The sequence below is a fragment of the Shewanella sp. 10N.286.52.C2 genome, from assembly GCF_002874545.1.
Classification (GTDB): Bacteria; Pseudomonadota; Gammaproteobacteria; order Enterobacterales; family Shewanellaceae; genus Shewanella.
Window position 1 is genome coordinate 24,920 of the sequence record NZ_MCTV01000031.1, and the last position, 21,654, is coordinate 46,573.

The window sequence follows — 21,654 nt, forward strand, 5'->3', positions numbered from 1 at the left end:
TCAACCGAACCTTAATTCAGCCGCACCTAAGCCAAACTTAAGCAAGCTAACGTAAGTCATCCTAAACAAAAAAATCGGCGCCATAGACCGATAAACGACCTACTTATGACGGAGAACCACTCGATGACAGATGAAACCAACAGCGTACACCTTAACCTTACTAGCGCTGAGTTAATTGAACTTGCTTTACAACGTAATGAAGGGACATTAACCGCCAATGGCGCACTGGTAGCAAAAACCGGCGCAAGAACAGGTCGCTCTCCCAACGACCGCTTTATTGTTCAAGAAGCCAACACCCAAGATGAAATCGACTGGGGCTCAGTCAACAAAGGTATCGCTGCCGATACCTTTGATGCACTTTGGGGCCGTGTTGAAGCCTACCTTGCTGATAAAGAGCTTTTTGTTTCTGAGCTTGAAGTTGGTGCCTCTGATGAGCACTACCTTCCGGTTCGTGTTACTACAGAATATGCTTGGCATCAGGTATTCGCCCGTAATCTATTTATCACCCCAGAAAGCTTTAACCGTGGCGATAAAGCAGTATGGCAAATTATCAATGCACCTGATTTTGTTTGCGATCCTGCCCGTGACGGCACCCACTCCGATGCCGTAGTGATGATTAACTTTGCCGCCAAAAAGGTACTGCTTGCAGGACTTAAATACGCCGGCGAAATGAAAAAGTCGATGTTCTCGGTGCAAAACTTCTTATTGCCAGCAAAAGGGGTATTGCCAATGCATTGCTCCGCTAACGTGGGCGCTAAAGGTGACACTACTTTATTTTTTGGCTTATCAGGCACAGGGAAAACCACCCTTTCAGCCGATCCTAAGCGCTTTTTAATTGGCGATGATGAACATGGCTGGGCACCGGGCGGGGTATTTAATATTGAAGGCGGCTGCTACGCTAAATGTATCGACTTAAGTCAAAAAAATGAGCCGGTTATTTGGGATGCGATTCGCTTTGGCACCGTACTTGAAAACGTGGTGTTAGATGACTCTCGCACTCCTGATTACACAGATACTAGCTTGACTGAAAACAGCCGTGCTGCTTATCCGTTAGAGCATATTGGCCAGCGCGTTGAAGAAAATCGTGGCGCTGAGCCTAACTCGGTGGTGTTTTTAACCTGTGACGTATCTGGGGTATTACCGCCAGTGTCTGTGTTAACCAAAGAGCAAGCGGCTTATCACTTCTTGTCAGGTTATACCGCCAAAGTCGGCTCAACTGAAATGGGCTCGACCGCAGCCATTCAATCGACCTTCTCAACATGCTTTGGCGCACCATTCTTCCCACGTCCAGCAGGGGTTTATGCTGAACTATTGATGAAGCGCATTGAATCATTTGGCAGCCAAGTTTACTTGGTTAATACTGGCTGGACTGGTGGACCTCACGGTGTTGGTAAGCGTTTTGACATCCCTACGACCCGCGCGATTGTCGATGCCATTGTCAGCGGCGAGCTTAAAGACGTTGAAACCATGCATATTGATAAACTTAACCTTAAGGTGCCTGTCGCGGTATCAGGGGTTGAAACTGCATTATTGAACCCAGTAAACACTTGGGCAGATAAAGCTGAATATGCCAAATTTGCTCAGCAACTCGCCGAAGAGTTCACCGCAAACTTTGCTAAGTATGACGTGTCTGATGAGATTAAAAATGCTGGCCCTAATAGCTAGTGTTGAGCCGATGACATATTAACTTGTCATCACGGCGCTACCAAGTTGAAGCCTAATCAAAAAGCCGCAAATCCCCAGTTGCGGCTTTTTTAATGGCGTAATTTACTTTCCTTTAATCAGTATCAATCTGCTATTGCCTCCATAGAGAATTAATTTAAGATGACACAATAAACTTTGGATATATCATAGGGATATCTATGCGCCGCGCCATCATTGCCACTCTGGTGATTAATTCATTCTTGCTGCTCAATAGCAATGCATTCGCCACTGAAAACCTTAGTAAGCATTCGGAAAAAATAATAACTGCCAGCCCTAGCGTTAATAACACCTTTGTAAACGACCCTATTTTACCGCCAATTGCCAGCTGGCAAGGCGCCAGTAAAGCATTAATTCAATCAAAAAATGCACCATGGGCGACCCCTTTTGAGCAAAACGGTTTAATTAGCAGCCCTAATTACAATGATACCCAGCAATGGCTCACCAAGCTGGCCGACAGCAGTGATTTACTGCAACAAGTCTCCATCGGTAAAAGCCCCCAAGGCCGTGATATTTGGATGCTGGTCGCATCGGAAGAAGGGGCTGCCACTGCTAAAGAGCTTAGCGGCAATAATAAACCCACAGTCCTGGTACAGGCGGGGATCCATTCTGGCGAGATTGATGGCAAAGATGCCGGCATGATGTTGCTACGTGACATTAGCCATGGCGACAAAAAAGCCTTACTGGATAAGGTAAATCTGTTGTTTGTGCCCATTTTAAGTGTCGATGGTCATGAGCGCAGTGATGAGTTTAATCGGGTTAATCAGCGAGGGCCAGTTAATATGGGCTGGCGCACCAACGCCAGAAACCTTAATTTAAACCGTGATTACGCCAAGTTAGATACCCTTGAATTACAGCATATGATCCGTGCCATCAATTTGTGGCAACCCGACTTGTACATTGATGTCCATGTGACTGACGGCATCGACTACCAATACGATGTCACCTTTGGTTACAACGTCAAACAAGGCTATAGCCCAGCAAGTTTTGATTGGCTAGAAAACTATTATCGCCCTGAAGTTGAAGCGGCGCTGACCAAGCAAGGTCATGTCCCTGGCGGGTTAGTGTTTGCCATTGATAATACCGATATGTCTAAAGGGCTGTCTTACTGGAATCCAAGCCCACGCTTTTCAAATGGTTACGGTGATGCGCGCCATTTACCGACCATTTTAATTGAAAACCACAGCTTAAAACCCTTTAAACAACGGGTGCTTGGTACCTACGTGATGCTTGAGCAAACCCTTAAAACGGTTGCCGAGCATGGCACTAAATTAACAGCGGCAATTTATGAAGATAAGTACCGCACCCCGCAGCAGCTTGCGTTAACTTGGCAAAGCGTCAAACAACCCCAAGGTTGGGATTTTAAAGGCATTGACTACAGCGTTGAGCAAAGTGACATTAGTGGCACAAATGTGGTCAGATGGAATGGCCAGCCAAAGCTATACCCTAACTTACCGCTAATGGGTAACACTGAAGCCGATATCATCACTCAACGGCCTAAATTCTATTATGTTCCCGCCCAGTGGCAGCAAGTGATTGAGCGCTTAGCCATACATGGCGTAAGAATGACTAGCTTAGAAAAACCTAAAACCATCAAGGCGGCGCAATACCAATTTAGTCAGCCTGAATTTAACGCGGTAGATTATGAAGGTCGTCAACGGGTTAAAGCCAGCAGCACTAAAGTTAAAATAACAACCACTTTACCTGCAGGTACCATTCAAATTGCCACTAACCAACCTCTGGGTGATTTAGCCATTTTACTGCTAGAACCTCAATCTGCAGATTCGTTTTTTCAATGGGGGTTTTTCAATAGTATCTTTACCCGCACAGAATACATTGAAGACTATGCTGTCGAGCCATTAGCGGCCAAAATGCTGGCTGAAGACGATAATTTGAAACTAGAATTTGAAAAAGCGTTAGAGGATGAAGCCTTTGCTGCAGATCCGAAAGCCAGACTGCGCTGGTTTTATCAACGTAGCCCCTATTACGATGAGCAATACTTGAAGTATCCAGTACTGAGATCTCACTAACTCAAATTCTAAAGCTAACGATAACCAGCTGCAGCAGCAAACATTGCCACTTAATACGCCATAAGCGCCTGTTAAGTGGCTTTAGCTTGCGCGTTTTCATAACTCGCAATCATGGCTAACTTTTGCCTACGCGTTAACTTCTTTACCGCTATTTCCCGCTTCAATGCACGACTTCTATCAGGCTGTGACTCTTGATATACCAGTGTGAGTGGCCCTTTTCCTTTTAAGAATTTAGCCGCTTTTACGCCACCAGCTTGATGCTCAGCAAAACGGCGACTAACATCTGTGGTAACCCCAGTGTACAAGTGACCGTTATGGCATTTGACCATATATAAAAACCAAGCAGATGCCACGATTGCTGGCTTTTTCGATGTGGTCATTAGACTATTATTGCAGTCACTGGCAGTTTGTTGGTTTTGGGTCGGCATCGATATAAAAAACCTTCGGTCTGATCATAGTTATCTGCTGCCAGCATGGCATAATGCAGAATCAAACATAAATCTTATCATCTTAGCACTCGCTAAGTGCAATCAGTATATGGCAATAGCCATGTGAGGAAGCAACGATGTCAAAGCAACCAGATGCCTGCGCACAACCCGATTTAATGCCGCCACAGGAGGCTATCGAAGCGTTATTAGCGCAAGTTAATGCCACCCAAGACAATGAAATGGTCAGCTTAAATGATGCAGTTGGGCGAGTATTATCTGAGAATTTAGCTTCTTGTATTGATTTGCCTCCCTTTGATAATTCATCAATGGATGGCTTTGCTTTTCGTTTTGAAGATTTAAACCTCAGCGCAGCATCGACTGAACTGACCCTTATCGGCACCTCATTTGCGGGTCACCCTTTTAAAGGGACGCCTCAAGCCAATACTTGTATCAGGATAATGACCGGCGCGCCGGTACCTGCTGGTTATGACACAGTGCAGATGCAAGAAAAAACTACCACCAATGCTGACATCATTAGTATTGAAGCGCCCAAAGCGAAAGGCGCTAACGTGCGCTACCGCGGCGAAGAGTTGCTTGCTGGTACCAATGTGTTAAAAAGTGGCATTCAAATTCGCGCCGCAGAGATGGGCGTACTGGCCACTATCGGTATTAGCCAAGTCAGAGTAAAACGTAAGCTTAAAGTCGCCTTTTTCTCAACGGGTGACGAATTAAGACCTGTTGGTAGCGATCTCGCCCCTGGGCAAATTTATGACTCTAATCGCTACTCAATTAAAGGCTTATTAACCCAAGCAAACGTGGAATGGATTGACCTAGGTGTCATCGAAGATGACAAAGAAGCTATTCGAGGTGCATTCAGAGAAGCAGCAGAGCAAGCTGATATCGTGCTCACCTCTGGCGGGGTTTCAGTGGGTGATGCGGATTACACCAAACAAATTTTGTCTGAAGAAGGTGAAATCACCTTTTGGCGCTTGGCCATTAAACCGGGTAAACCGTTTGCCTTTGGTAAATTAGGTAAAGCGGTATTCTGCGGTTTACCGGGTAACCCTGTGTCATCAATGGTGACGTTCTACAAGCTTGTTTGGCCTATTATCAACAAAATGCAGGGCTTAACCCCTAAAGCACCTGTCATCGTAACAGCGACACTTTCAAGCCCTATCCGTAAACAGCCGGGCCGCGCCGAATACCAGCGTGGGGTGCTTAGCCGTGATGACAATGGCGAGTTAGTTGTTTCCACCACTGGCGGTCAAGGCTCTGGCATGTTGACCTCAATGAGCCTAGCGAATTGCTTTATTAACTTAGCGCAATTTCAAGGCGATGTTGCAGCGGGTAGCACAGTCGAAGTTGAACCCTTTAACAGCGTACTTTGCTAAGGATTAATAATGACCGACAGCAAGGGGCTAGCAGCTTAATGAGCAATGACATGTTAACTGACGATATTCTTACCGATAATGAAATGCTGCGTTATAGCCGCCAAATATCCATTAAAGCCATGGATATCGAAGGCCAAGAGAAACTTAAACAAGCCAAAGTCTTAGTCATAGGCGCTGGCGGTTTAGGCTGCACTGTAACCCAATATCTGGCAGTGGCAGGTGTGGGTGAAATGACCATAGTGGATTTTGATACCGTGGAGTTATCAAATTTGCAGCGCCAAGTACTGCATCATGATGAAAATATCGGCCAAGCAAAAGTTGATTCTGCGAAGCAAACATTACAGCAACTCAATCCACTTATTTACATCAATACCATTAATCAGTTTCTGGATGAAGCTGCCATTGAGCAGTTAGTATCAACACATATGCTGGTGCTGGATTGCACTGATAATGTATTAGTTCGCGAGCAACTTAACCGCAGCTGCTTTAAGCATAAAGTCAGCTTTATTTCAGCGGCAGCTATTCGTATGGAAGGCACGGTGACGGTATTTGATTATCAGTCGCAGTCGCCTTGCTATCAATGCTACAGCAGTCTGTTTGGTGAGCAGCAGCTAACCTGTGTTGAATCAGGAATATTAGCTCCTGTCGTGGGTTTAGTGGGTTGTATTCAAGCCACTGAAGCCATTAAGGCCATTAGCGGTATGGGCCAAGGGCTTAATGGCCGCATTCTAATGATTGATGCCATGACCATGGAGTTTCGAGAAATGAAACTACCGAAGCAAATTCACTGCCCCGTTTGTGGGCAATAGAAGTAATTCACCTAACAAGGCAAACTTGTCTATAGTTGAAGAAGAGATAAAACGGCTTTATAAACAGGAACTCTGTTATGTCAGCTCTTCTTCAACAACTGCATCTAAGCATTCAACAACTGCGCCAGATAACTGGATTTACACCAAGCTCGTCTCAAGAATTTTACTGCCACTTAAGGCCAATGCAAACACTGTGCTTAGGCTGTAGCGTTACCCTTCTCTCGGCCTGCTCAGGTGACGATATAACCCCGTTACACCAAACTAATCCTGCTGCCGATTACTGCCTTAAGCTAGACGGCAGTTTAGCGACCATAGCTCACATCAATGGCGATATCTTACTGTGCACTTTACCCGACGGTGAAGTAGTGGAGTCTTGGGAATTATTTAGACGCGACCATCAAAAATCGTAGTGGCACTGAACGCTAAGCGCAATTGAATTGGCTAGCGCCTAAAATTATAAGTATCAGCGTGATAAAACGGATTAGCTTGTAGTGGTAGCCGTTACCAAGTCACTTTGTAAAACTGCACTATCAGGTTTCACCGCTGCAACTTCAGTGACTGCAACCTCAGTGACTGCAGCTTCATCAAGTTTAATTCTATCGGCTTTAGCAATGTAGGCCGGTTTGTTACTGCCAGCTTTTTTAGCATTGGCTTTTTTGGCTTTCGCTTTCAGGGTTGAGTTGATTTTTTTACGACGATTCATTGCATACTCTCGTTACTGTTACGCCGAAAAAATTCAATATTTTTACTGCAGATATTCAAATGGAGGGCGATTTTACAATTGAACTGTTAAAAATACCAATTTTGAATCATCAAAATTGGTATTTAGATTTTAAGATTAATTAATCTTGTATCACCACCCAAATCGCATGTAGCACACCTGGAAGGAAGAATAATAAGCATAAAATGATGTTGATCAGTAAGTCTTTACCGACCCCTTTTTTCAAGAAAACCGCCACCGGTGGTAATAAAATTGCCAGTATAATCAGAAGAATTTTGTTTGCGTCCATAAGTTTCAGTGTCCTTTTTATCAACAGTAAAAGCTAACTAGTGTAAAAATAATAACCAATTGTGAAAGTCGCTAAATATCATTATGATTATTTTACCTACAATTTCATATTGAAATATTTATAAATTTTTGAAGGCTTAATGATAGAAAATAGTAGTAGCTTAGTGTTAATTCAAGTTATTTGCGTGCTTTGTATTGCAGCAACTGTCGCTTGGATCATCATGGTCGTACCAATGAAGGTCGCGCCCAGTGCCAGCTCACGCTTTGCATTGGCTAATTTTTCTATCCTTGTCGGCATGCAGCTTTACATTCAGCGCACAGATGAACCCAGCTACTTACATTGGCTAGTCGCTGATATGTTCATCCTGATTGGCTTTTGTTTATTACGCTGGGGCGCACAACGGCTGTATCACCTGACCTCTAGCCATCGCAATGATTTAATGCTGCTGTTTATCACTGGCGGGTTAATGCTATTGGCTAAACCACAAGCCTCTAGCTCTGCGTACTTGATGATTATTTTATCCTTTAGTGCCGCCACACTATTTTTTATGCTCGCCAAAGATCACTATGTCGCGTTGAAAGCTAACTTTACTGCTTTTGCAACTTATTGGTTAGTCATCCCCATTGTTGCTATTGGATTCATGTTTTTTATCAGAGCGTTCATTTTGATGCTCTATCCAGAAAAAGTAGCCAATTACGCCGCCTTTAATGCCAAAGAATCTATCCCTATTTTATGGACCTATATCGCACTTATTTTGATCGTGAATATTCTTATTATTGGTAACACTATCAATCGCCTAGTCGTAAAGATTAGAACTCTCGCCAACAAGGATGCCCTCACCGGATTATGGAACCGTAATGCCCTGCAACATAAACTCAATACTGAACATCAACGCTGGTTAAGGGATAAGGTTAGCTTCAGTGTGATGGTGATTGATTTAGATCGCTTTAAAGATATAAACGATAATTATGGTCATGTGGCTGGTGATGAAGTGCTTAAAGCGGTGACGCAACAATTGAGCTCAGCGACCCGAAAATTAGACTATTTATGCCGCTTTGGCGGCGAAGAGTTTGTGCTGATCTTACCCTTAACCGATGAAGATAACGTGCTACAAGTGGCAAGCAAACTGCAGCATAAATTAGCTCAAATTCAACTGGACTGGCACGGTAACACCATATCCATTGAAGCCAGTATCGGCTGTGTCACCATGAAAGAAGGCGTCGATGCCGAAGCGTTATTAGGACTGGCCGACAAAGCCATGTATCAAGCAAAAAACAGTGGTCGCAATTGTGTTAAATCAGCCAACCTAATGCGCTTACAAAGCGATTCAATTTAACCGCTAACAAATCCATTTTACTGCAAGCGTGATGACTCTGAGCACGTTTACTTTACTGGCGCAGGCCATGGTAAATCATTGGGACTTTGCCATTCATTTGCTAGCTGCTGAGTGACTGCTGCCAGTTTGAATTGCTCACCTAAATGGGGCCATTGAATAAATTGGTACTGCGTAGCTTTATATTCAAACTGCAGCGCCATTGCATGCAGGTAGCATCTATCTGATGCCTCTCCGCCATAAAGGCTATCCCCTAAAATCGGTACCGCTAGACTGGCTAACGCGACCCGTAATTGATGGGTTTTACCACTCAGTGGTTTTAGTAAATATAACCGAGTCCCAGCGGCAATTGAATGGGAAAAAAACTGCGTGATAGCGGGGTTCTCAGTAGAACGTAATAACTTATACATACTGCGACGCGACTTAGCCATATCGCCAATCACCCAACCTTGTTTCTTTTTCGGCTTACCTTTAGCAATGGCCAAATAATATTTTTGGATCTTATGAGCGCTAAACATCTCGGTGAATATAGCAGCCGCGGCTGAAGATTTTGCCAAAATCAATAAGCCTGAAGTTGGCGTATCTAAGCGGTGTACCGCATATAATTTAATCCCTAAATCAGCCTCAACTTGAGCCACTACGCCGGCTTTACCATCTTGACTGTGAAAATGAACCCCTGCAGATTTATTAATGATAATAAAGTCGGGATGTTGCTCAACTAGCTGATACATAAATGGGCTTCTATTAAAGAATAACTGATGCGAAATAACATCGAATACTGAAAGTGAATATTAGAAATGAATATCGACAATCAAACCAGGATCATTATCTAATAATTCAATGCTGGCACGGTGGCGAGATAAAATCGCTTTGACCATCGACAAGCCTAAGCCTGTGCCTTGGTGGTGACGACTAGGATCTAAGCGCACTAAACGCTCAAACACTCGTTCTTTATCTTCGGCGCTAATTCCGGGGCCATTATCAATAATTTGGATCCGCCGACCTTGTTGCACAATACTAATTTCGGCATCTTCGGGGGCGTACTTAATGGCGTTATCCACTAGGTTAAACAATGCTTGGAATAGCAAATATTTATCCCCTGAAATAGTGACATCTTTTTCAATCACCAAATTAAGAGTTTGCTGTTTAGACTCGGCCACCACTTCTGCCATTTCATATAAATCTTGGCAAAGCTGCTGCAAGCTGACCGGCTGCATATCAAGGGTCTGCTGGCCTTCTTCAATGCGCGTTAACGACAACATGGCATCAAAGGTTGCTAAGCAATGATCTAACTCTTCAAGCAACATAGCGGTGAGCTCAGGTACCTGCTCGGCCGGTTTTTGCGGTAACTGCTCGATACCTATGCGCAAATGCGAAAGCGGCGTACGTAAGTCATGGGCGATATTATCGGTCACCCCGCGTACTGACATTAAGTTGTGCTCTAAGGTATCTAATACCCGATTAAACTGTCCTGCGAGCATATCAAATTCATCTTGATTATGACTGACAGGAAAACGGGTATCGTATTGTCCTTGCTCAATTTTCTGACTCAATAGATTGTATTGAACTAAGCGCCGTAAGATGGCTTTAGAGAAAATAAAACCAACGGCTAAGGTCATTGCTAATGTCAGCGCCACCATCCAAAAGGCCGCATTAACAAATTTATCAATCAATGCAGCTAAGTTATCAGTACGGGTGGCGATAAGCACGGGACCGTAATTGGTTAACACCAATCCTCCGGTCAAAATATGCAGTTTATCTGGTCCGCCAGTGAGAATGGGGAAATCGCGGGTTTCAGGCAATAATGGCATGTTGTCAGGTACAAAACTTAAGGCACCAACCATGTCGACATTATTACGCCAAGCAATTAACGCGGTTTTGGGATCAGCCGCGCGAATTTGCGCCGCAAAACTACGACGGTCCACAGTGAGGGCTAATTGCTTGTAGCGCTGCATTTCAGTCGCGAGATGCTGCTCAACTTGGCTTTCTTGTTCCATGACTAGCTGCCGGTATAAACCCGATACCAGCAGTACAATTAACAAGGTCACCAAAGTAGAAAATATTAGCGTGATCCGCCAAGCACTACTTTGGTAGGGTTTAATTCCCTTTACAGAGGCGATAACCAGCCCCTCGAACGGTTTCGATAATTTCTGGGTGACCTAACTCTTCAAACTTACGACGCAGCTTAGCGATATGTACATCAATCACATTGGTACGAGGGTCAAAATGATAATCCCAAACAGCTTCAAATAATAGCGTACGGCTAATCACTTTATTAGGATGCTCCATCAGATATTTGAGTAATTGAAACTCTTTAGGTTGCAGCATAAGTTCATGATCATCTAAGGTCACTTTGCGCGTGAGTAGCTCCATTTTCAAATTACCGACTTCAAGATCGGTACTATTTGAAGCAGGCGCATTGCGTTGAATTAACTTTTCAGCTCGCACTTGCAACTCTGCAAACGCAAAAGGCTTAGTCATATAATCATCGCCACCAGCACGTAAGCCTTTTACACGCTCATCCACATGACTTAATGCTGACAAGATTAACACTGGGGTTTCATTACCATTTTTACGTAATGCCGTTAGCAGTGTTAACCCATCAATTTGGGGTAGCATTCGATCTAGAATAATAATATCGAAATCATTATTTTTGGCTTTATACAGGCCATCATGGCCGTTGGTTGCCGTATCTACTTGATATTCTTGAGCCGTAAAACCCTCTGCAACATACTGTAATGTTGTTGCGTCATCTTCAACGATTAATACTCGCATAGTGCTGTTCCTTAGTCCCACTGCAGTAGGGGTAATGGACGTAAATTCTCAATATCAAAAGCAATGGTATGCTTATTATTTACATTAAGTAGTTTTAACTCTAAATAACTAATGGTCAAATCGTGTTCGAGTTCTGCTTCAATTAAATAGCCAGATTTATTTTTTGTCGCTAACTTCACCAAATCTGAAAAGCTCATGTTATGTTCAATAAGTACTTTAGCGGCCTTAATCTGGTCTAAATCATCTGAGGCAAATTGACTTAACTTTTTACTCTTCAAACTGCCATCTTGGGCGTCAAATTCAAATGCTATGAGTTCGTTAGTATCTAAGTTGATGAGTTCTATTTCATAAATTAATTGATCGTTTTCAATATCCATATCAAAAGCTGAAACCAAACCATCGTGCTCCATTTCAACTTGCTGGATCACCACAATTGGTTCAACGTACTCACCTTGAGATAACAAAGTATGCATACTAGGCGTTGCCATCACCATTGAAGGGAATACCACAAGCAATGATAGAACAATACGGAACATGAGAGCCTCAAAAGACATTGATAATTGAGCTACTTTACCTAAGCCGATTAAAAGACCCAAGCTTTGTAAGATTAATAATTGATCATGATTCTAGAATATGAACTTGTTCTGACTTCAATGCTATTGTGGTGGCTAAACCTTGTTGTAAGTTAAGTTTATTGGCTAAATGCGTTGGCACATCCATATTAAACGCCTCATCACTCCCTGCCATACACGCTTTTATGCGCACCGATTCCCCCATCACCAGCATAGAATCAATCATGATATCGAGTTTATTGATACTGCGGCAAAGGCGTCCGCTGGTAATAGCACTGAAACGAATGCCTTGGTTAGGAATAACCCAGCGTACGGTTTGTCCCACTTCGCAATCTGGGGCGCTATCGCTAGCAATAATCTGGTCGCCCATTTTAAGCCAAGTAATATTGGCGTTTGCATCTCGGCCCGACACTTGAGCAGTAAAAATATTCCGCAAGCCCATTTGCCTTGCCACGATTTCATTGCGAGGATGATAGAGCACTTCAAAGGGCTTACCCTGCTGGAGCATTTTGCCTTGGCTGATTAAAATCATTTTATCGGCCAGTAATAAAGCCTCATTCATATCATGGGTGACCATAATCACTGGAATTGATAACTGCGATTTTAGCCGTGCTAACTCAATATATAATCTTTCACGGGTTTCTCTATCCACTGCCGAAAAGGGTTCATCGAGCAATAATACTGCCGGCTCTCTGGCAAGCGCTCTGGCTAAGGCGACGCGTTGGCGCTGGCCCCCTGAAAGCTGAGCCGGTAAGCGTGCGGGTAAGCCATGTAAATTCACTCGCTCTAACCAATCTAACGCCCGGGCTTTACGCTCATGCTTTGCAATATGATCGAGCCCAGAAATGACATTTTCCAGTGCAGTTAAGTGCGGAAATAAACCAAAGTGCTGTGGCACATAGCCGATATGACGTTGCTGCGGCGATAAATTGATGCGCTTCTCATGACAAAACCAAGTTTTATCTCCACTTTGAATCGCTCCTTGTTGAGCTGAACCTAAGCCCGCAATCATTCGCAGCAAGGTGGTTTTACCACCACCTGAAGGGCCAACGACGGCTAATACTTCTCCCGCTTTACAACTAAAGTCAGCCTCTAACGGGATCGGTGCTTGTTGGGAAATATGGCAATGTAAATCAACGTTGCGGATTGGCATGCTCGCCTCCTAAACGCCTTGAAAGACTGGTGGTGATTGCCAAGACACTAACGGCAAAGACCAATAACACTAACGACATGGTACCAGCCGCTTCAAAATCAAAGGCCTGCACACTGTCGTAGATGGCAATAGATATGGTTTTGGTTTCACCGGCAATATTACCGCCTAACATTAGCACTACACCAAATTCACCCAGCACATGGGAAAAACACAGCACCACTGCGGTTAACACCCCTGGCCAAATCATCGGTAGCTCAATTTTGACAAAAATTCGCCACCAACTCATGCCACAACAGGCGGCGGCATCAGGAATATCGTGAGGGATAGTTTCAAATGCCCGCTGGATTGGCTGCACTGCAAAGGGAATATTGACTAAAATAGAGGCAATAACTAAACCGGAGAAGTTAAACACTAATTGCGCGCCAAAGAGTGACTCAACCCATTGGCCGATGAGGCTTTGACTGCCAAGGCCAACCAGTAAGTAATAGCCTATTACTGTGGGAGGCAGCACTAAGGGCACCATGATTAACGCTTCAACCCATGACTTCCCTTTGAACTGACGGTAAGCCAGTAGTCGACCAACTACAATGGCCAATGGCACTAAAATTAGCACAGTAACGCTACTCAGCTTGGCTGATAACCATAACGATTGCCAATCCATAGATTAATTCTCGACTTGCATAAAAGCGCTTGAATTAGCACGCTGAGGAAAACCAAAACCATAATTGAGCAGTACATCTTTTGCGGCTTGGGTTTGCATATACTGATAAAACTGCTGAGTGGTAGCACCAGCATTGGGCATCATCACCATTCGCTGATTAATCGGCTCATATAACGACTGGGGTATTTCGATATAATTGCCCATTTTGCGAAACTGCTCAGAGGACGCTAACGATAGCGCCACTATGCCACCTTGTGCAGAACCACTTAAGGCAAATTGCGCCGCTTGCGAGACATTCTCGCCCATGATGATTTTAGATTCTAACTGCGGCCATAAGCCTTTTGCTTGCAATAAACTTCTGGCTCTTTCGCCATAAGGCGCGTGAGCAGGGTTAGCAATAACAAAGCGGGAAATCTTGCCATCAGTTAACTGCTGTTGTAAGCCGTTAAGCTCAGCATCAAGCACTAGGGAGGAGTTTTTCGGGGCAACTAGGGCTAACTTACCAATAGCATAAATGGTGCCATCAGAGTCTGTTTTTCCCGCTTTATGCAGCTGCTGAACATAAAACTCATCAGCACTTAACAGCATTTCAAAGGGAGCCCCATGTTGGATCTGGGCGACAAAATTACCCGAAGATCCATAGGATACTCTTAATGGCAATCCAGTTGAGGCAGTGAAGTTGGTAACAATTTCATCAAGAGCAAATTTAACATTAGCAGCGGCGGCAATCGCTGGCGGTTTGGCAGCCAGCGATGAAAATGACACCAATAACACTAGGCTACATAACGCCCTGATAAAAGCGGTTCGTCGCCATTGACTCAATCGAAAACAACGGCGAATCGTGCTTAACGTCATCATGTCAGCATCCTATGCTATTTAGATTCATTCCACATAGTGGCTGCTTGTTCATCTGAATCACGGGCTTCAACCCAATTATTACCTTGCTCACCAGCTTCTAATTTCCAAAATGGTGCTTTGGTTTTTAAAAAGTCGATTAAGAACTCACAGGCTGCAAAAGCGGCTTTACGGTGGGCACTGGTAACACCGATAAACACGATTTGCTCACCAAGCTCCATACGGCCAACACGGTGAATAATTGTGACATAATTCAGCGGCCAGCGAGCATAGGCTTGCTCAGCCAGTTGCACTAATACCGCTTCAGTCATGCCAGGGTAATGCTCAAGGGTGAGATCAGTCACTGCGCTGCCGTCATTAAAGTCACGCACTTTACCGGCAAAGGTCACCACTGCGCCATCACTGTTATCTTGTGCAATAGCGGCGTACTCATCGGCGACATTAAAGTCTTCGGTTTGCACTCTCACCACTTGTTTAGTATTCACTTGGCTCATGGTTAGCCTCCAGTGACAGGTGGGAAAAAGGCCACTTCATCGCCATCTTTAACCGCTGCATCCCATGAACTCATGGTTTGATTAACGGCAACTAATAATTTATCTGAGGTGAGTACTTTAGCCCACTTTTCATCTTTAGCGGCTAGGGCTGCACGTAATTGTTCAGTATTGCTAACGCCATCAGCAGCAACTTCTACTTTAGCGGTGCCGAGTAACTCTCTTACTTGTGCAAAAAAAAGGACCTGGATCATGTCAATCTCTCGTCTTTCAAAATTTTAAAATGGCTAATATTTTATCTTTATAGCTGATGTTGCTAACTCGCATTGATAACTAGCGTGATAGTGCTAGTTAAGCGCTGCCGGCTAATCTTCAGCTTGGAAATGACCTGATTTGCCGCCACGTTTTTCAAGTAAACGTACTTGGGAAATGATCATGTCTTTTTGCACCGCTTTACACATATCGTAAATGGTTAATGCAGCGACTGAGGCAGCTGTTAATGCTTCCATTTCAACGCCCGTCTTACCTGATAACTTACATAAGCTGGTGATCCTGACGCGATTAAGTTCTGGCTGCGCTTCAAGGTCTACTTCCACTTTGGTCAGCATTAATGGATGACATAATGGGATCAGATCTGAGGTCTTTTTCGCGGCTTGGATACCGGCAATACGCGCAGTAGCAAACACATCACCTTTATGGTGACTACCGCTCATGATCATCTCTAACGTACTTGGCGCCATATCAATAAAGGCTTCGGCGCGAGCTTCACGCTCAGTGATATTTTTTTCTGTGACATCAACCATGTGGGCATTGCCATCGGCATTGATATGGGTAAAACAATTGCTCATGCTAACTTGCCTTATAGAATCTTGAGAGTAAAAAATTATTCAAATATAAGTAAACCGCAGCAGCTTAACCGCCAATAGAGGCTAAGTGCTTGGTGACACCCGTGATACCTTGGTGGAGATAATGGGTTTCTTTTTTCTGGGCTAATTGGCCATGTAAGCGCTCAATTAACTCGGCGCGCTGAGACTCGTGCTGCAATAAGTCACGTAAGTCCAGACCGGTTTCGGTAAATAAACACAAATGCAATTTACCTTTGGCCGACACTCGTAAACGGTTACAGCTGGCACAGAAGTTCTTCGCATAAGGCATGATAAGCCCTATACGACCTTGGTAATCTGGGTGACTGAAATTTTGCGCAGGACCATCATCTACATCAGGAAGATCATATAACCAACCTTCTGACTCAAGTTTTAACTTAATATCGAGTCCAGCTAGATGATGAGCGTTGAAATAATCATGGCCTAAGCCTGTTTCCATCAGTTCGATAAAACGCAAATCAATCGGCGTATTCTTTATCCACTGCAGAAAACGGGGCAAATCTTTATCATTAAGCCCTTTGAGTAAGACTGCATTGATTTTGATTCGCTCAAAACCTGCATCAAGTGCAGCATCAATGCCACGCATGACTTCATCAAATTTGTTCTCACCAGTGATTTGATAAAACATCTTAGGATCTAAGCTATCAACCGACACATTGATGCGTCTAAGTCCGGCGTCATACCATTCTTTGGCATTTTTCTCGAGACGATAGCCATTAGTGGTGGTAGCAATGGTTTTGATATTGTCATTGTCTGCAACGATACGAATGATATCTGTGAAATCTTTACGTAAGGTTGGCTCACCACCGGTGATGCGGATTTTTTGGGTGCCTACTTCACCAAAAGCTGCCACTAAATTTTCAATTTCATTTAACGCGAGAAACTTAGGTTTGCCATCAGGTCTGTAACCATCTGGGAGGCAATAGGTGCATTTGAAGTTACAAACATCAGTGACTGACATTCGCAAATAGTGAAACCTTCGACCGAAACTGTCTTGTAATTGGGACATGTTAACCTTTCCAAGTGTGGGAGGTAAGCGCATTTCTTTGCTGACCCCGGTGGCATAATTACCACGGCTAAATATCCATATCTGTGGACGTAGGACATAAAGCTCGGAGAACCGTCAGACTTAATTATAGGCCTAAATTCGCTCGAATCAGTATCTTTTTATGACATTTTGTCCCAGTTAGTCAAAAATCTGTAAATATTTGCGAGCCAGCTCACGAGCTTAAAATCTCACTTGCTACTGTGACCTTTAGCAATTTTAAGGTAAGGTGAGTAAAACAAAAAAATAACAAACCCGCCAAAAAACGGGAAATTAAGAACTAAGGTGAAATGATGGAACGCGAATCAATGGAATTCGACGTAGTTATCGTTGGTGCTGGCCCTGCCGGACTCGCGACTGCTTGTCGATTAATGCAAATATCACAAGATGCAGGCAAGGAAATGACTGTCTGCGTGGTTGAGAAAGGATCTGAAGTCGGCGCTCATATTCTGTCCGGTGCCGTATTTGAACCAACGGTATTGGATGAGCTATTCTCTGATTGGCGCGATTCAGACATTCCACTTAATACTAAAGTCTCTCACGATGAAATCTACCTATTGAGCTCTGATAGTAAATCTCAGCTTATGTCCAATAGCTTAGTACCAAAAACCATGCACAATGATGGCAACTACATCATCAGTGTCGGTAACCTCGCTCGCTGGTTAGCTGAGCGCGCTGAAGCATTAGGGGTAGAAATTTTCCCTGGTTTTGCGGCCAGTGAGGTACTTTACAATACCGATAATAACGTTAAAGGTATTTTAATTGGCGATATGGGTGTTGGCATTGATGGTCAGCCTAAAGACAGCTATATGCCGGGCATGGAACTTCACGCTAAATACACGGTGTTTTCAGAAGGTTGTCGTGGTCATTTAGGTAAAGAGTTAATTGCAAAATATCATCTAGATAATGGTAAAACACCACAGCATTACGGCTTAGGCTTTAAGGAAATGTGGAAAATCCCTGCTGAACAGCATCAGCAAGGTAAAGTGGTACACACAGGTGGCTGGCCCTTAAATGATGGTGCATCTGGTGGCGGCTTCTTATACCACATGGAAGATAACCAAGTGGCAGTTGGACTGATTATCGACCTTAACTATAAAAACCCTCACATCAGTCCGTTCGATGAATTTCAGCGTTATAAACAGCATCCGGTTATCGCACAAACTTTATCGGGTGGTGAGCGTATTACTTATGGCGCAAGAGCAATTGCAAAAGGTGGGCTTAACTCATTACCTAAAATGAGCTTTCCTGGCGGCTTATTAATTGGTTGTGATGCAGGTACGCTAAACTTTGCCAAAATTAAAGGCACCCATACCGCAATGAAGAGCGGTATTGTCGCTGCAGAAACCTTAGCGGAAGCATTAATGGCTGGGGTTGAAGCAGGTAAAGATTTAGATTGTTTCCAAACGCGCATAGAAAAAAGCTGGCTCCATGAAGAGCTGGTTAAATCTCGCAATTTTGGCCCTGCTTTACATAAGTTTGGTACTTACCTTGGCGGTGCATTTAACTATATCGACCAAAACTGGTTCGGCGGTAAATTTCCAATCACCTTACGTGATGAAGCTCCAGATCATGCAGAAATGGGCTTAGCTAAAGACTTCAAAGAAATTCAGTACCCTAAACCTGATGGCAAATTAAGTTTCGATAAATTATCGTCAGTTTACCTATCTAATACTTACCATGAAGAAGATCAGCAGTGTCATTTACATTTAAAAGACCCTTCGATCCCTATCACGGTAAACCTAGTTAAGTTCAACGAGCCAGCCCAGCGTTACTGCCCTGCTGGCGTGTATGAAGTGGTTACCGACGGCGCTGAAAACAAGTTTGTGATTAATGCGCAAAATTGTATTCACTGCAAAACATGCGACATTAAAGATCCAAGTCAAAATATCACTTGGGTCACCCCTGAAGGTGGCGGTGGTCCAAACTACCCGAACATGTAATCTTTATTTAGATGTGTTTCAGCCACTAAAAAGCCGCATATAAACAATGCGGCTTTTTGTTGCAAGCAATATAGGCTCTAAATGATTTTCAACGTCATTACTTTATGAAGTTAATCGTTAATGGATAGCGATATGCGATACCTTCGCCTGCCCTGATAATGGCAATAATGGTACAAATGATATCCATCAACCCTAAAAGAATAAGCAATATAAAGCCAATACCAATAAAGGCTAAAATAGAACTGACGATGGCATAAATGAGTAAGCTCAATTTAAAGTTGAGACAGTTTTTCCCGCACTCATTAACAAATTTAAATTCATCACGTTTCATCAACCACACGATTAGTGGTCCAATAATGCTGCCCAGTGGAATAATATAACCAGCAAAACTTGCCGCATACACTAACAAGCCCATATTACGTGCTTCTTTTTCTACTGTATCCACTGAATCACTCATGATTTTCCCTATTATTTATATTACTGATTTGATTTTGATGTCGCTGTTTCTAGTTTTGCGCTGGCCCATATAAACGGTAATGCCAGTTCTCTATTGTTTGCGTTTGAATTCGTTTTTGTAAGCTAGCAACCCAAGTTTGCGCTAACCCTTCACAGTGCAACAGAGTCGAATATTGTTCGATATTCACTTCTGCTAGAAAGTAAATTTTCATCGCCTCAGCAATAGAGATATTCGATTTTCGCTCGACTAAATAAATGCTATCACCAGCGTTAATTTCACCTTGTTGCAAGACTTTATAAAACCAACCACACATCGCAGTTTGTTGCATAGCAAGGGCAAATTGAGGGTGACCAAACTGTAAGTTAAGCTTAAAACAGGGCGAACGAGGCTGGGTGACTTGCAATAGCGTAGTGCCAATTTGAATAATATCGCCAATATTGACCTGTGATTCATCTAAGCCAACGCTACTGATATTTTCGCCCATGGCAGGCGCATCTTTAAAGCCTGTCATTAAATCCCAACGACGATATTGGCCATAATGCTCTCGAGGAAAGTGATGCAGTACCCGATCGCTGCCGCCATGATGCTGTGGATCTGCTTGGCCATCGCCTGTTACGCCCAGCTTGGAGACGATAAGGGTTTGGGCGAGTTGTTTATTGTTAATGCCACTATCAATAAGGTGCTTCTGATCACCAAGAGCACTAACTTGTTCTCCTTGATATAAAGCGGAAATTTTTTTAACCAGCAACTGAGCATCCATGAGCAGTAACTCTTAATTAACAAGGGATTGGATTATTTAAGAATATAGCAGGCTTATAGCAGTGCTTACTATAGAGAATTTTCAAAGCGCATTTTTAGCCCTAACACAAAAGAGCGATGCTAAACAAAAAGCCCCTGCAAATGGGGAGATTGCAGGGGCATAAATCTTTCAAATTACATTGGGCATTAACGTATCCCAGAAATGGAAGAAACTTTTTCAACAAAAAAGCCATATAAAGCATCCTGTTCAATAAGTTACCTTGTCATAATAATCGTCTCACATGACAGAACAACGACACTTTTATGATAAAAATATGACCTAAGCCAAATGACATAAATACGTTAGTTGCGATGCTAAGTGACAAAGTGCAGCTTACTGAATGCTCATTGCTGATTGTTACTTATAAATGCCTGTAGCTGATTGCTCACTACTCATTAATCGTTGCCGACTGAAGATAGTGCTGCAACGCATCCCCTGGTACCGAGCTTGCCGTAGATACGGCAAATGCAGCCCATCTTGCCCCTTCTTCCATGGCTTGAGTAATGGTTTTTTGCTGGCATAAGTAATGTATAAGCCCTGCAGCAAATGCATCACCCGCACCTGTGGTATCAACAACTTCTGATTGAACTGCTGCCACATGGAACTGTTCATTGGCACTATAGGCTATCGCCCCATTCTCGCCATCGGTGACCACAAAGTATTGCAATGACTCACCGGCAATTTTAGCGGCAAAATCCCACTTATTGTCATCACAGCGGCCATGCATATCGGTAATTGAAGCAATTAAAATATGGCATGGTCGTACCCGCTCATCTTTAGCTAACTGCGATACGACCAAGCAATGATCAAGGGCTGATGCGGTCCATTGACTAATCCCTTTAGCTGATGAATTAGTGTATAGGGCATCCCATTGTCGCCAGCTTGGTGGCGCACTCAGTTCAAATAGGGGTCTTTGTGGGCGGATAATAGTGCGTTCACCATCGGGCGTCATCACCAATAACATTTCACAGGTTGCGCCATCAAAGCGTTCCACTAAGCGGCAATCTAGCCCCTTGGTGCTGGCTTGAGCCAAAATCCAATTACCTATCTTGTCAGAGCCCACTTGGCTCACTAACGAGACATTGTGCCCAGCCCATACCAAACCGATGCCGGTATTAGCACCACCGCCACCGAGCCGTAAGCCGCCATCTTGATAATGAAAGCGACCTCCGGTTTGCAGCGGTTTATCTAATTCCAGTAAGCGGTCACAGTTAATGTTGGCAAGCAGTAAAATATTAGCCATAGCGGTCTCTTTTAACAATCCAATGTCCAATGCACCAAAATCATCATGATAAAAATGACGAGGATGGTGGGACA

At 43.7% G+C, this 21,654-nt stretch carries 24 protein-coding genes and 1 riboswitch; of the genes, 7 read left to right on the forward strand and 17 right to left on the reverse strand.

All coding sequences use genetic code 11. The features are described 5' to 3' along the window. Nucleotides 1-123 precede the first annotated feature (123 nt). Together BCU94_RS11605 and BCU94_RS11610 are read left to right on the forward strand one after the other, a co-directional pair. Nucleotides 124-1,665: a phosphoenolpyruvate carboxykinase gene (locus BCU94_RS11605; RefSeq protein ID WP_102476460.1), complete on the forward strand. Its 1,542-nt coding sequence runs from the start codon at nucleotides 124-126 to the stop codon at nucleotides 1,663-1,665. Between the two features lie 197 nt (nucleotides 1,666-1,862). Beyond that, nucleotides 1,863-3,731 (forward strand): M14 family metallopeptidase, encoded by a 1,869-nt coding sequence (locus BCU94_RS11610; RefSeq protein ID WP_102476461.1) that lies wholly within the window; start codon nucleotides 1,863-1,865, stop codon nucleotides 3,729-3,731. Nucleotides 3,732-3,802: 71 nt separating this feature from the next. Here BCU94_RS11610 and BCU94_RS11615 read toward each other — a convergent pair whose 3' ends face one another. After that, nucleotides 3,803-4,159 (reverse strand): GIY-YIG nuclease family protein, encoded by a 357-nt coding sequence (locus BCU94_RS11615; RefSeq protein ID WP_102476462.1) that lies wholly within the window; start codon nucleotides 4,157-4,159, stop codon nucleotides 3,803-3,805. A gap of 137 nt (nucleotides 4,160-4,296) precedes the next feature. Here BCU94_RS11615 and moeA point away from each other — a divergent pair, with 137 nt between their 5' ends. The 3 genes from moeA (at nucleotide 4,297) to BCU94_RS11630 (ending at nucleotide 6,769) form a co-directional block, all read left to right on the forward strand. Next, complete coding sequence (gene moeA, locus BCU94_RS11620) at nucleotides 4,297-5,550, forward strand: molybdopterin molybdotransferase MoeA (protein ID WP_102476463.1); 1,254 nt, start codon at nucleotides 4,297-4,299, stop codon at nucleotides 5,548-5,550. 38 nt (nucleotides 5,551-5,588) lie between these two features. After that, nucleotides 5,589-6,359 carry a molybdopterin-synthase adenylyltransferase MoeB gene (gene moeB, locus BCU94_RS11625; protein WP_102476464.1) on the forward strand — a complete coding sequence of 257 codons (771 nt, stop codon included), beginning with the start codon at nucleotides 5,589-5,591 and terminating at the stop codon, nucleotides 6,357-6,359. Between the two features lie 77 nt (nucleotides 6,360-6,436). Beyond that, complete coding sequence (locus BCU94_RS11630) at nucleotides 6,437-6,769, forward strand: DUF333 domain-containing protein (RefSeq protein ID WP_102436007.1); 333 nt, start codon at nucleotides 6,437-6,439, stop codon at nucleotides 6,767-6,769. 71 nt (nucleotides 6,770-6,840) lie between these two features. Here BCU94_RS11630 and BCU94_RS11635 read toward each other — a convergent pair whose 3' ends face one another. Together BCU94_RS11635 and BCU94_RS11640 are read right to left on the reverse strand one after the other, a co-directional pair. Next, nucleotides 6,841-7,062 carry a DUF2986 domain-containing protein gene (locus tag BCU94_RS11635; RefSeq protein WP_102436005.1) on the reverse strand — a complete coding sequence of 74 codons (222 nt, stop codon included), beginning with the start codon at nucleotides 7,060-7,062 and terminating at the stop codon, nucleotides 6,841-6,843. Between the two features lie 139 nt (nucleotides 7,063-7,201). Then, on the reverse strand, nucleotides 7,202-7,369 hold the full coding sequence (locus BCU94_RS11640) for a YqaE/Pmp3 family membrane protein (protein ID WP_076541354.1): 168 nt from the start codon (nucleotides 7,367-7,369) through the stop codon (nucleotides 7,202-7,204). 139 nt (nucleotides 7,370-7,508) lie between these two features. Between BCU94_RS11640 and BCU94_RS11645 the strand changes: the two genes are divergently transcribed. Next, nucleotides 7,509-8,705 carry a GGDEF domain-containing protein gene (locus tag BCU94_RS11645; RefSeq protein WP_102476465.1) on the forward strand — a complete coding sequence of 399 codons (1,197 nt, stop codon included), beginning with the start codon at nucleotides 7,509-7,511 and terminating at the stop codon, nucleotides 8,703-8,705. Between the two features lie 47 nt (nucleotides 8,706-8,752). On the opposite strand, the gene BCU94_RS11650 is transcribed toward BCU94_RS11645, so the two are convergent. The 11 genes from BCU94_RS11650 to moaA form a co-directional block, all read right to left on the reverse strand. Continuing rightward, nucleotides 8,753-9,433: a TIGR01621 family pseudouridine synthase gene (locus BCU94_RS11650; protein WP_102476466.1), complete on the reverse strand. Its 681-nt coding sequence runs from the start codon at nucleotides 9,431-9,433 to the stop codon at nucleotides 8,753-8,755. A gap of 60 nt (nucleotides 9,434-9,493) precedes the next feature. Next, complete coding sequence (locus BCU94_RS11655) at nucleotides 9,494-10,750, reverse strand: HAMP domain-containing sensor histidine kinase (protein ID WP_102476467.1); 1,257 nt, start codon at nucleotides 10,748-10,750, stop codon at nucleotides 9,494-9,496. A gap of 49 nt (nucleotides 10,751-10,799) precedes the next feature. Continuing rightward, a complete protein-coding gene (locus BCU94_RS11660) occupies nucleotides 10,800-11,477 on the reverse strand; it encodes a response regulator transcription factor (RefSeq protein WP_102476468.1) in 678 nt (225 codons plus the stop codon). 11 nt (nucleotides 11,478-11,488) lie between these two features. Continuing rightward, entirely contained in the window at nucleotides 11,489-12,013 is a 525-nt protein-coding gene (locus BCU94_RS11665; protein ID WP_102435995.1) for a hypothetical protein, read from the reverse strand. An 82-nt stretch (nucleotides 12,014-12,095) separates the two neighbouring features. Next, nucleotides 12,096-13,202 carry an ABC transporter ATP-binding protein gene (locus BCU94_RS11670; protein WP_102476469.1) on the reverse strand — a complete coding sequence of 369 codons (1,107 nt, stop codon included), beginning with the start codon at nucleotides 13,200-13,202 and terminating at the stop codon, nucleotides 12,096-12,098. Then, nucleotides 13,183-13,863 carry a molybdate ABC transporter permease subunit gene (gene modB / locus BCU94_RS11675; protein WP_102435991.1) on the reverse strand — a complete coding sequence of 227 codons (681 nt, stop codon included), beginning with the start codon at nucleotides 13,861-13,863 and terminating at the stop codon, nucleotides 13,183-13,185. The genes BCU94_RS11670 and modB overlap by 20 nt, the downstream gene beginning before the upstream one ends. Before the next feature lie 3 nt (nucleotides 13,864-13,866). After that, nucleotides 13,867-14,721 carry a molybdate ABC transporter substrate-binding protein gene (gene modA / locus BCU94_RS11680; RefSeq protein ID WP_102435989.1) on the reverse strand — a complete coding sequence of 285 codons (855 nt, stop codon included), beginning with the start codon at nucleotides 14,719-14,721 and terminating at the stop codon, nucleotides 13,867-13,869. A 14-nt stretch (nucleotides 14,722-14,735) separates the two neighbouring features. After that, nucleotides 14,736-15,212 carry a molybdopterin synthase catalytic subunit MoaE gene (gene moaE, locus BCU94_RS11685; protein WP_102476470.1) on the reverse strand — a complete coding sequence of 159 codons (477 nt, stop codon included), beginning with the start codon at nucleotides 15,210-15,212 and terminating at the stop codon, nucleotides 14,736-14,738. Nucleotides 15,213-15,214: 2 nt separating this feature from the next. Then, nucleotides 15,215-15,463, reverse strand: coding sequence for a molybdopterin synthase sulfur carrier subunit (moaD, locus tag BCU94_RS11690; protein ID WP_076541374.1), 249 nt, complete (start codon nucleotides 15,461-15,463; stop codon nucleotides 15,215-15,217). 111 nt (nucleotides 15,464-15,574) lie between these two features. Continuing rightward, a complete protein-coding gene (gene moaC, locus BCU94_RS11695; RefSeq protein ID WP_102476471.1) occupies nucleotides 15,575-16,057 on the reverse strand; it encodes a cyclic pyranopterin monophosphate synthase MoaC in 483 nt (160 codons plus the stop codon). 64 nt (nucleotides 16,058-16,121) lie between these two features. Beyond that, a complete protein-coding gene (gene moaA, locus BCU94_RS11700) occupies nucleotides 16,122-17,102 on the reverse strand; it encodes a GTP 3',8-cyclase MoaA (RefSeq protein ID WP_102476472.1) in 981 nt (326 codons plus the stop codon). After that, nucleotides 17,090-17,223: riboswitch (molybdenum cofactor riboswitch) on the reverse strand. (Overlaps the previous gene by 13 nt.) Nucleotides 17,224-17,431: 208 nt before the next feature. On the opposite strand from moaA, the gene BCU94_RS11705 reads away from it, so the two are divergent. Then, complete coding sequence (locus tag BCU94_RS11705) at nucleotides 17,432-19,081, forward strand: electron transfer flavoprotein-ubiquinone oxidoreductase (RefSeq protein ID WP_102476473.1); 1,650 nt, start codon at nucleotides 17,432-17,434, stop codon at nucleotides 19,079-19,081. A gap of 97 nt (nucleotides 19,082-19,178) precedes the next feature. On the opposite strand, the gene BCU94_RS11710 is transcribed toward BCU94_RS11705, so the two are convergent. The 3 genes from BCU94_RS11710 to BCU94_RS11720 all read right to left on the reverse strand — a co-directional run bounded on the left by BCU94_RS11710 (nucleotide 19,179) and on the right by BCU94_RS11720 (nucleotide 21,580). Continuing rightward, the gene (locus BCU94_RS11710) at nucleotides 19,179-19,538 is read right to left on the reverse strand and encodes a DUF4870 domain-containing protein (protein WP_102476474.1); all 360 of its coding nucleotides are present in this window, start codon (nucleotides 19,536-19,538) and stop codon (nucleotides 19,179-19,181) included. Nucleotides 19,539-19,587: 49 nt separating this feature from the next. Next, entirely contained in the window at nucleotides 19,588-20,298 is a 711-nt protein-coding gene (locus tag BCU94_RS11715; RefSeq protein ID WP_102476475.1) for an MOSC domain-containing protein, read from the reverse strand. A gap of 427 nt (nucleotides 20,299-20,725) precedes the next feature. Beyond that, on the reverse strand, nucleotides 20,726-21,580 hold the full coding sequence (locus BCU94_RS11720; protein WP_102476502.1) for a PfkB family carbohydrate kinase: 855 nt from the start codon (nucleotides 21,578-21,580) through the stop codon (nucleotides 20,726-20,728). Nucleotides 21,581-21,654: the final 74 nt, after the last annotated feature.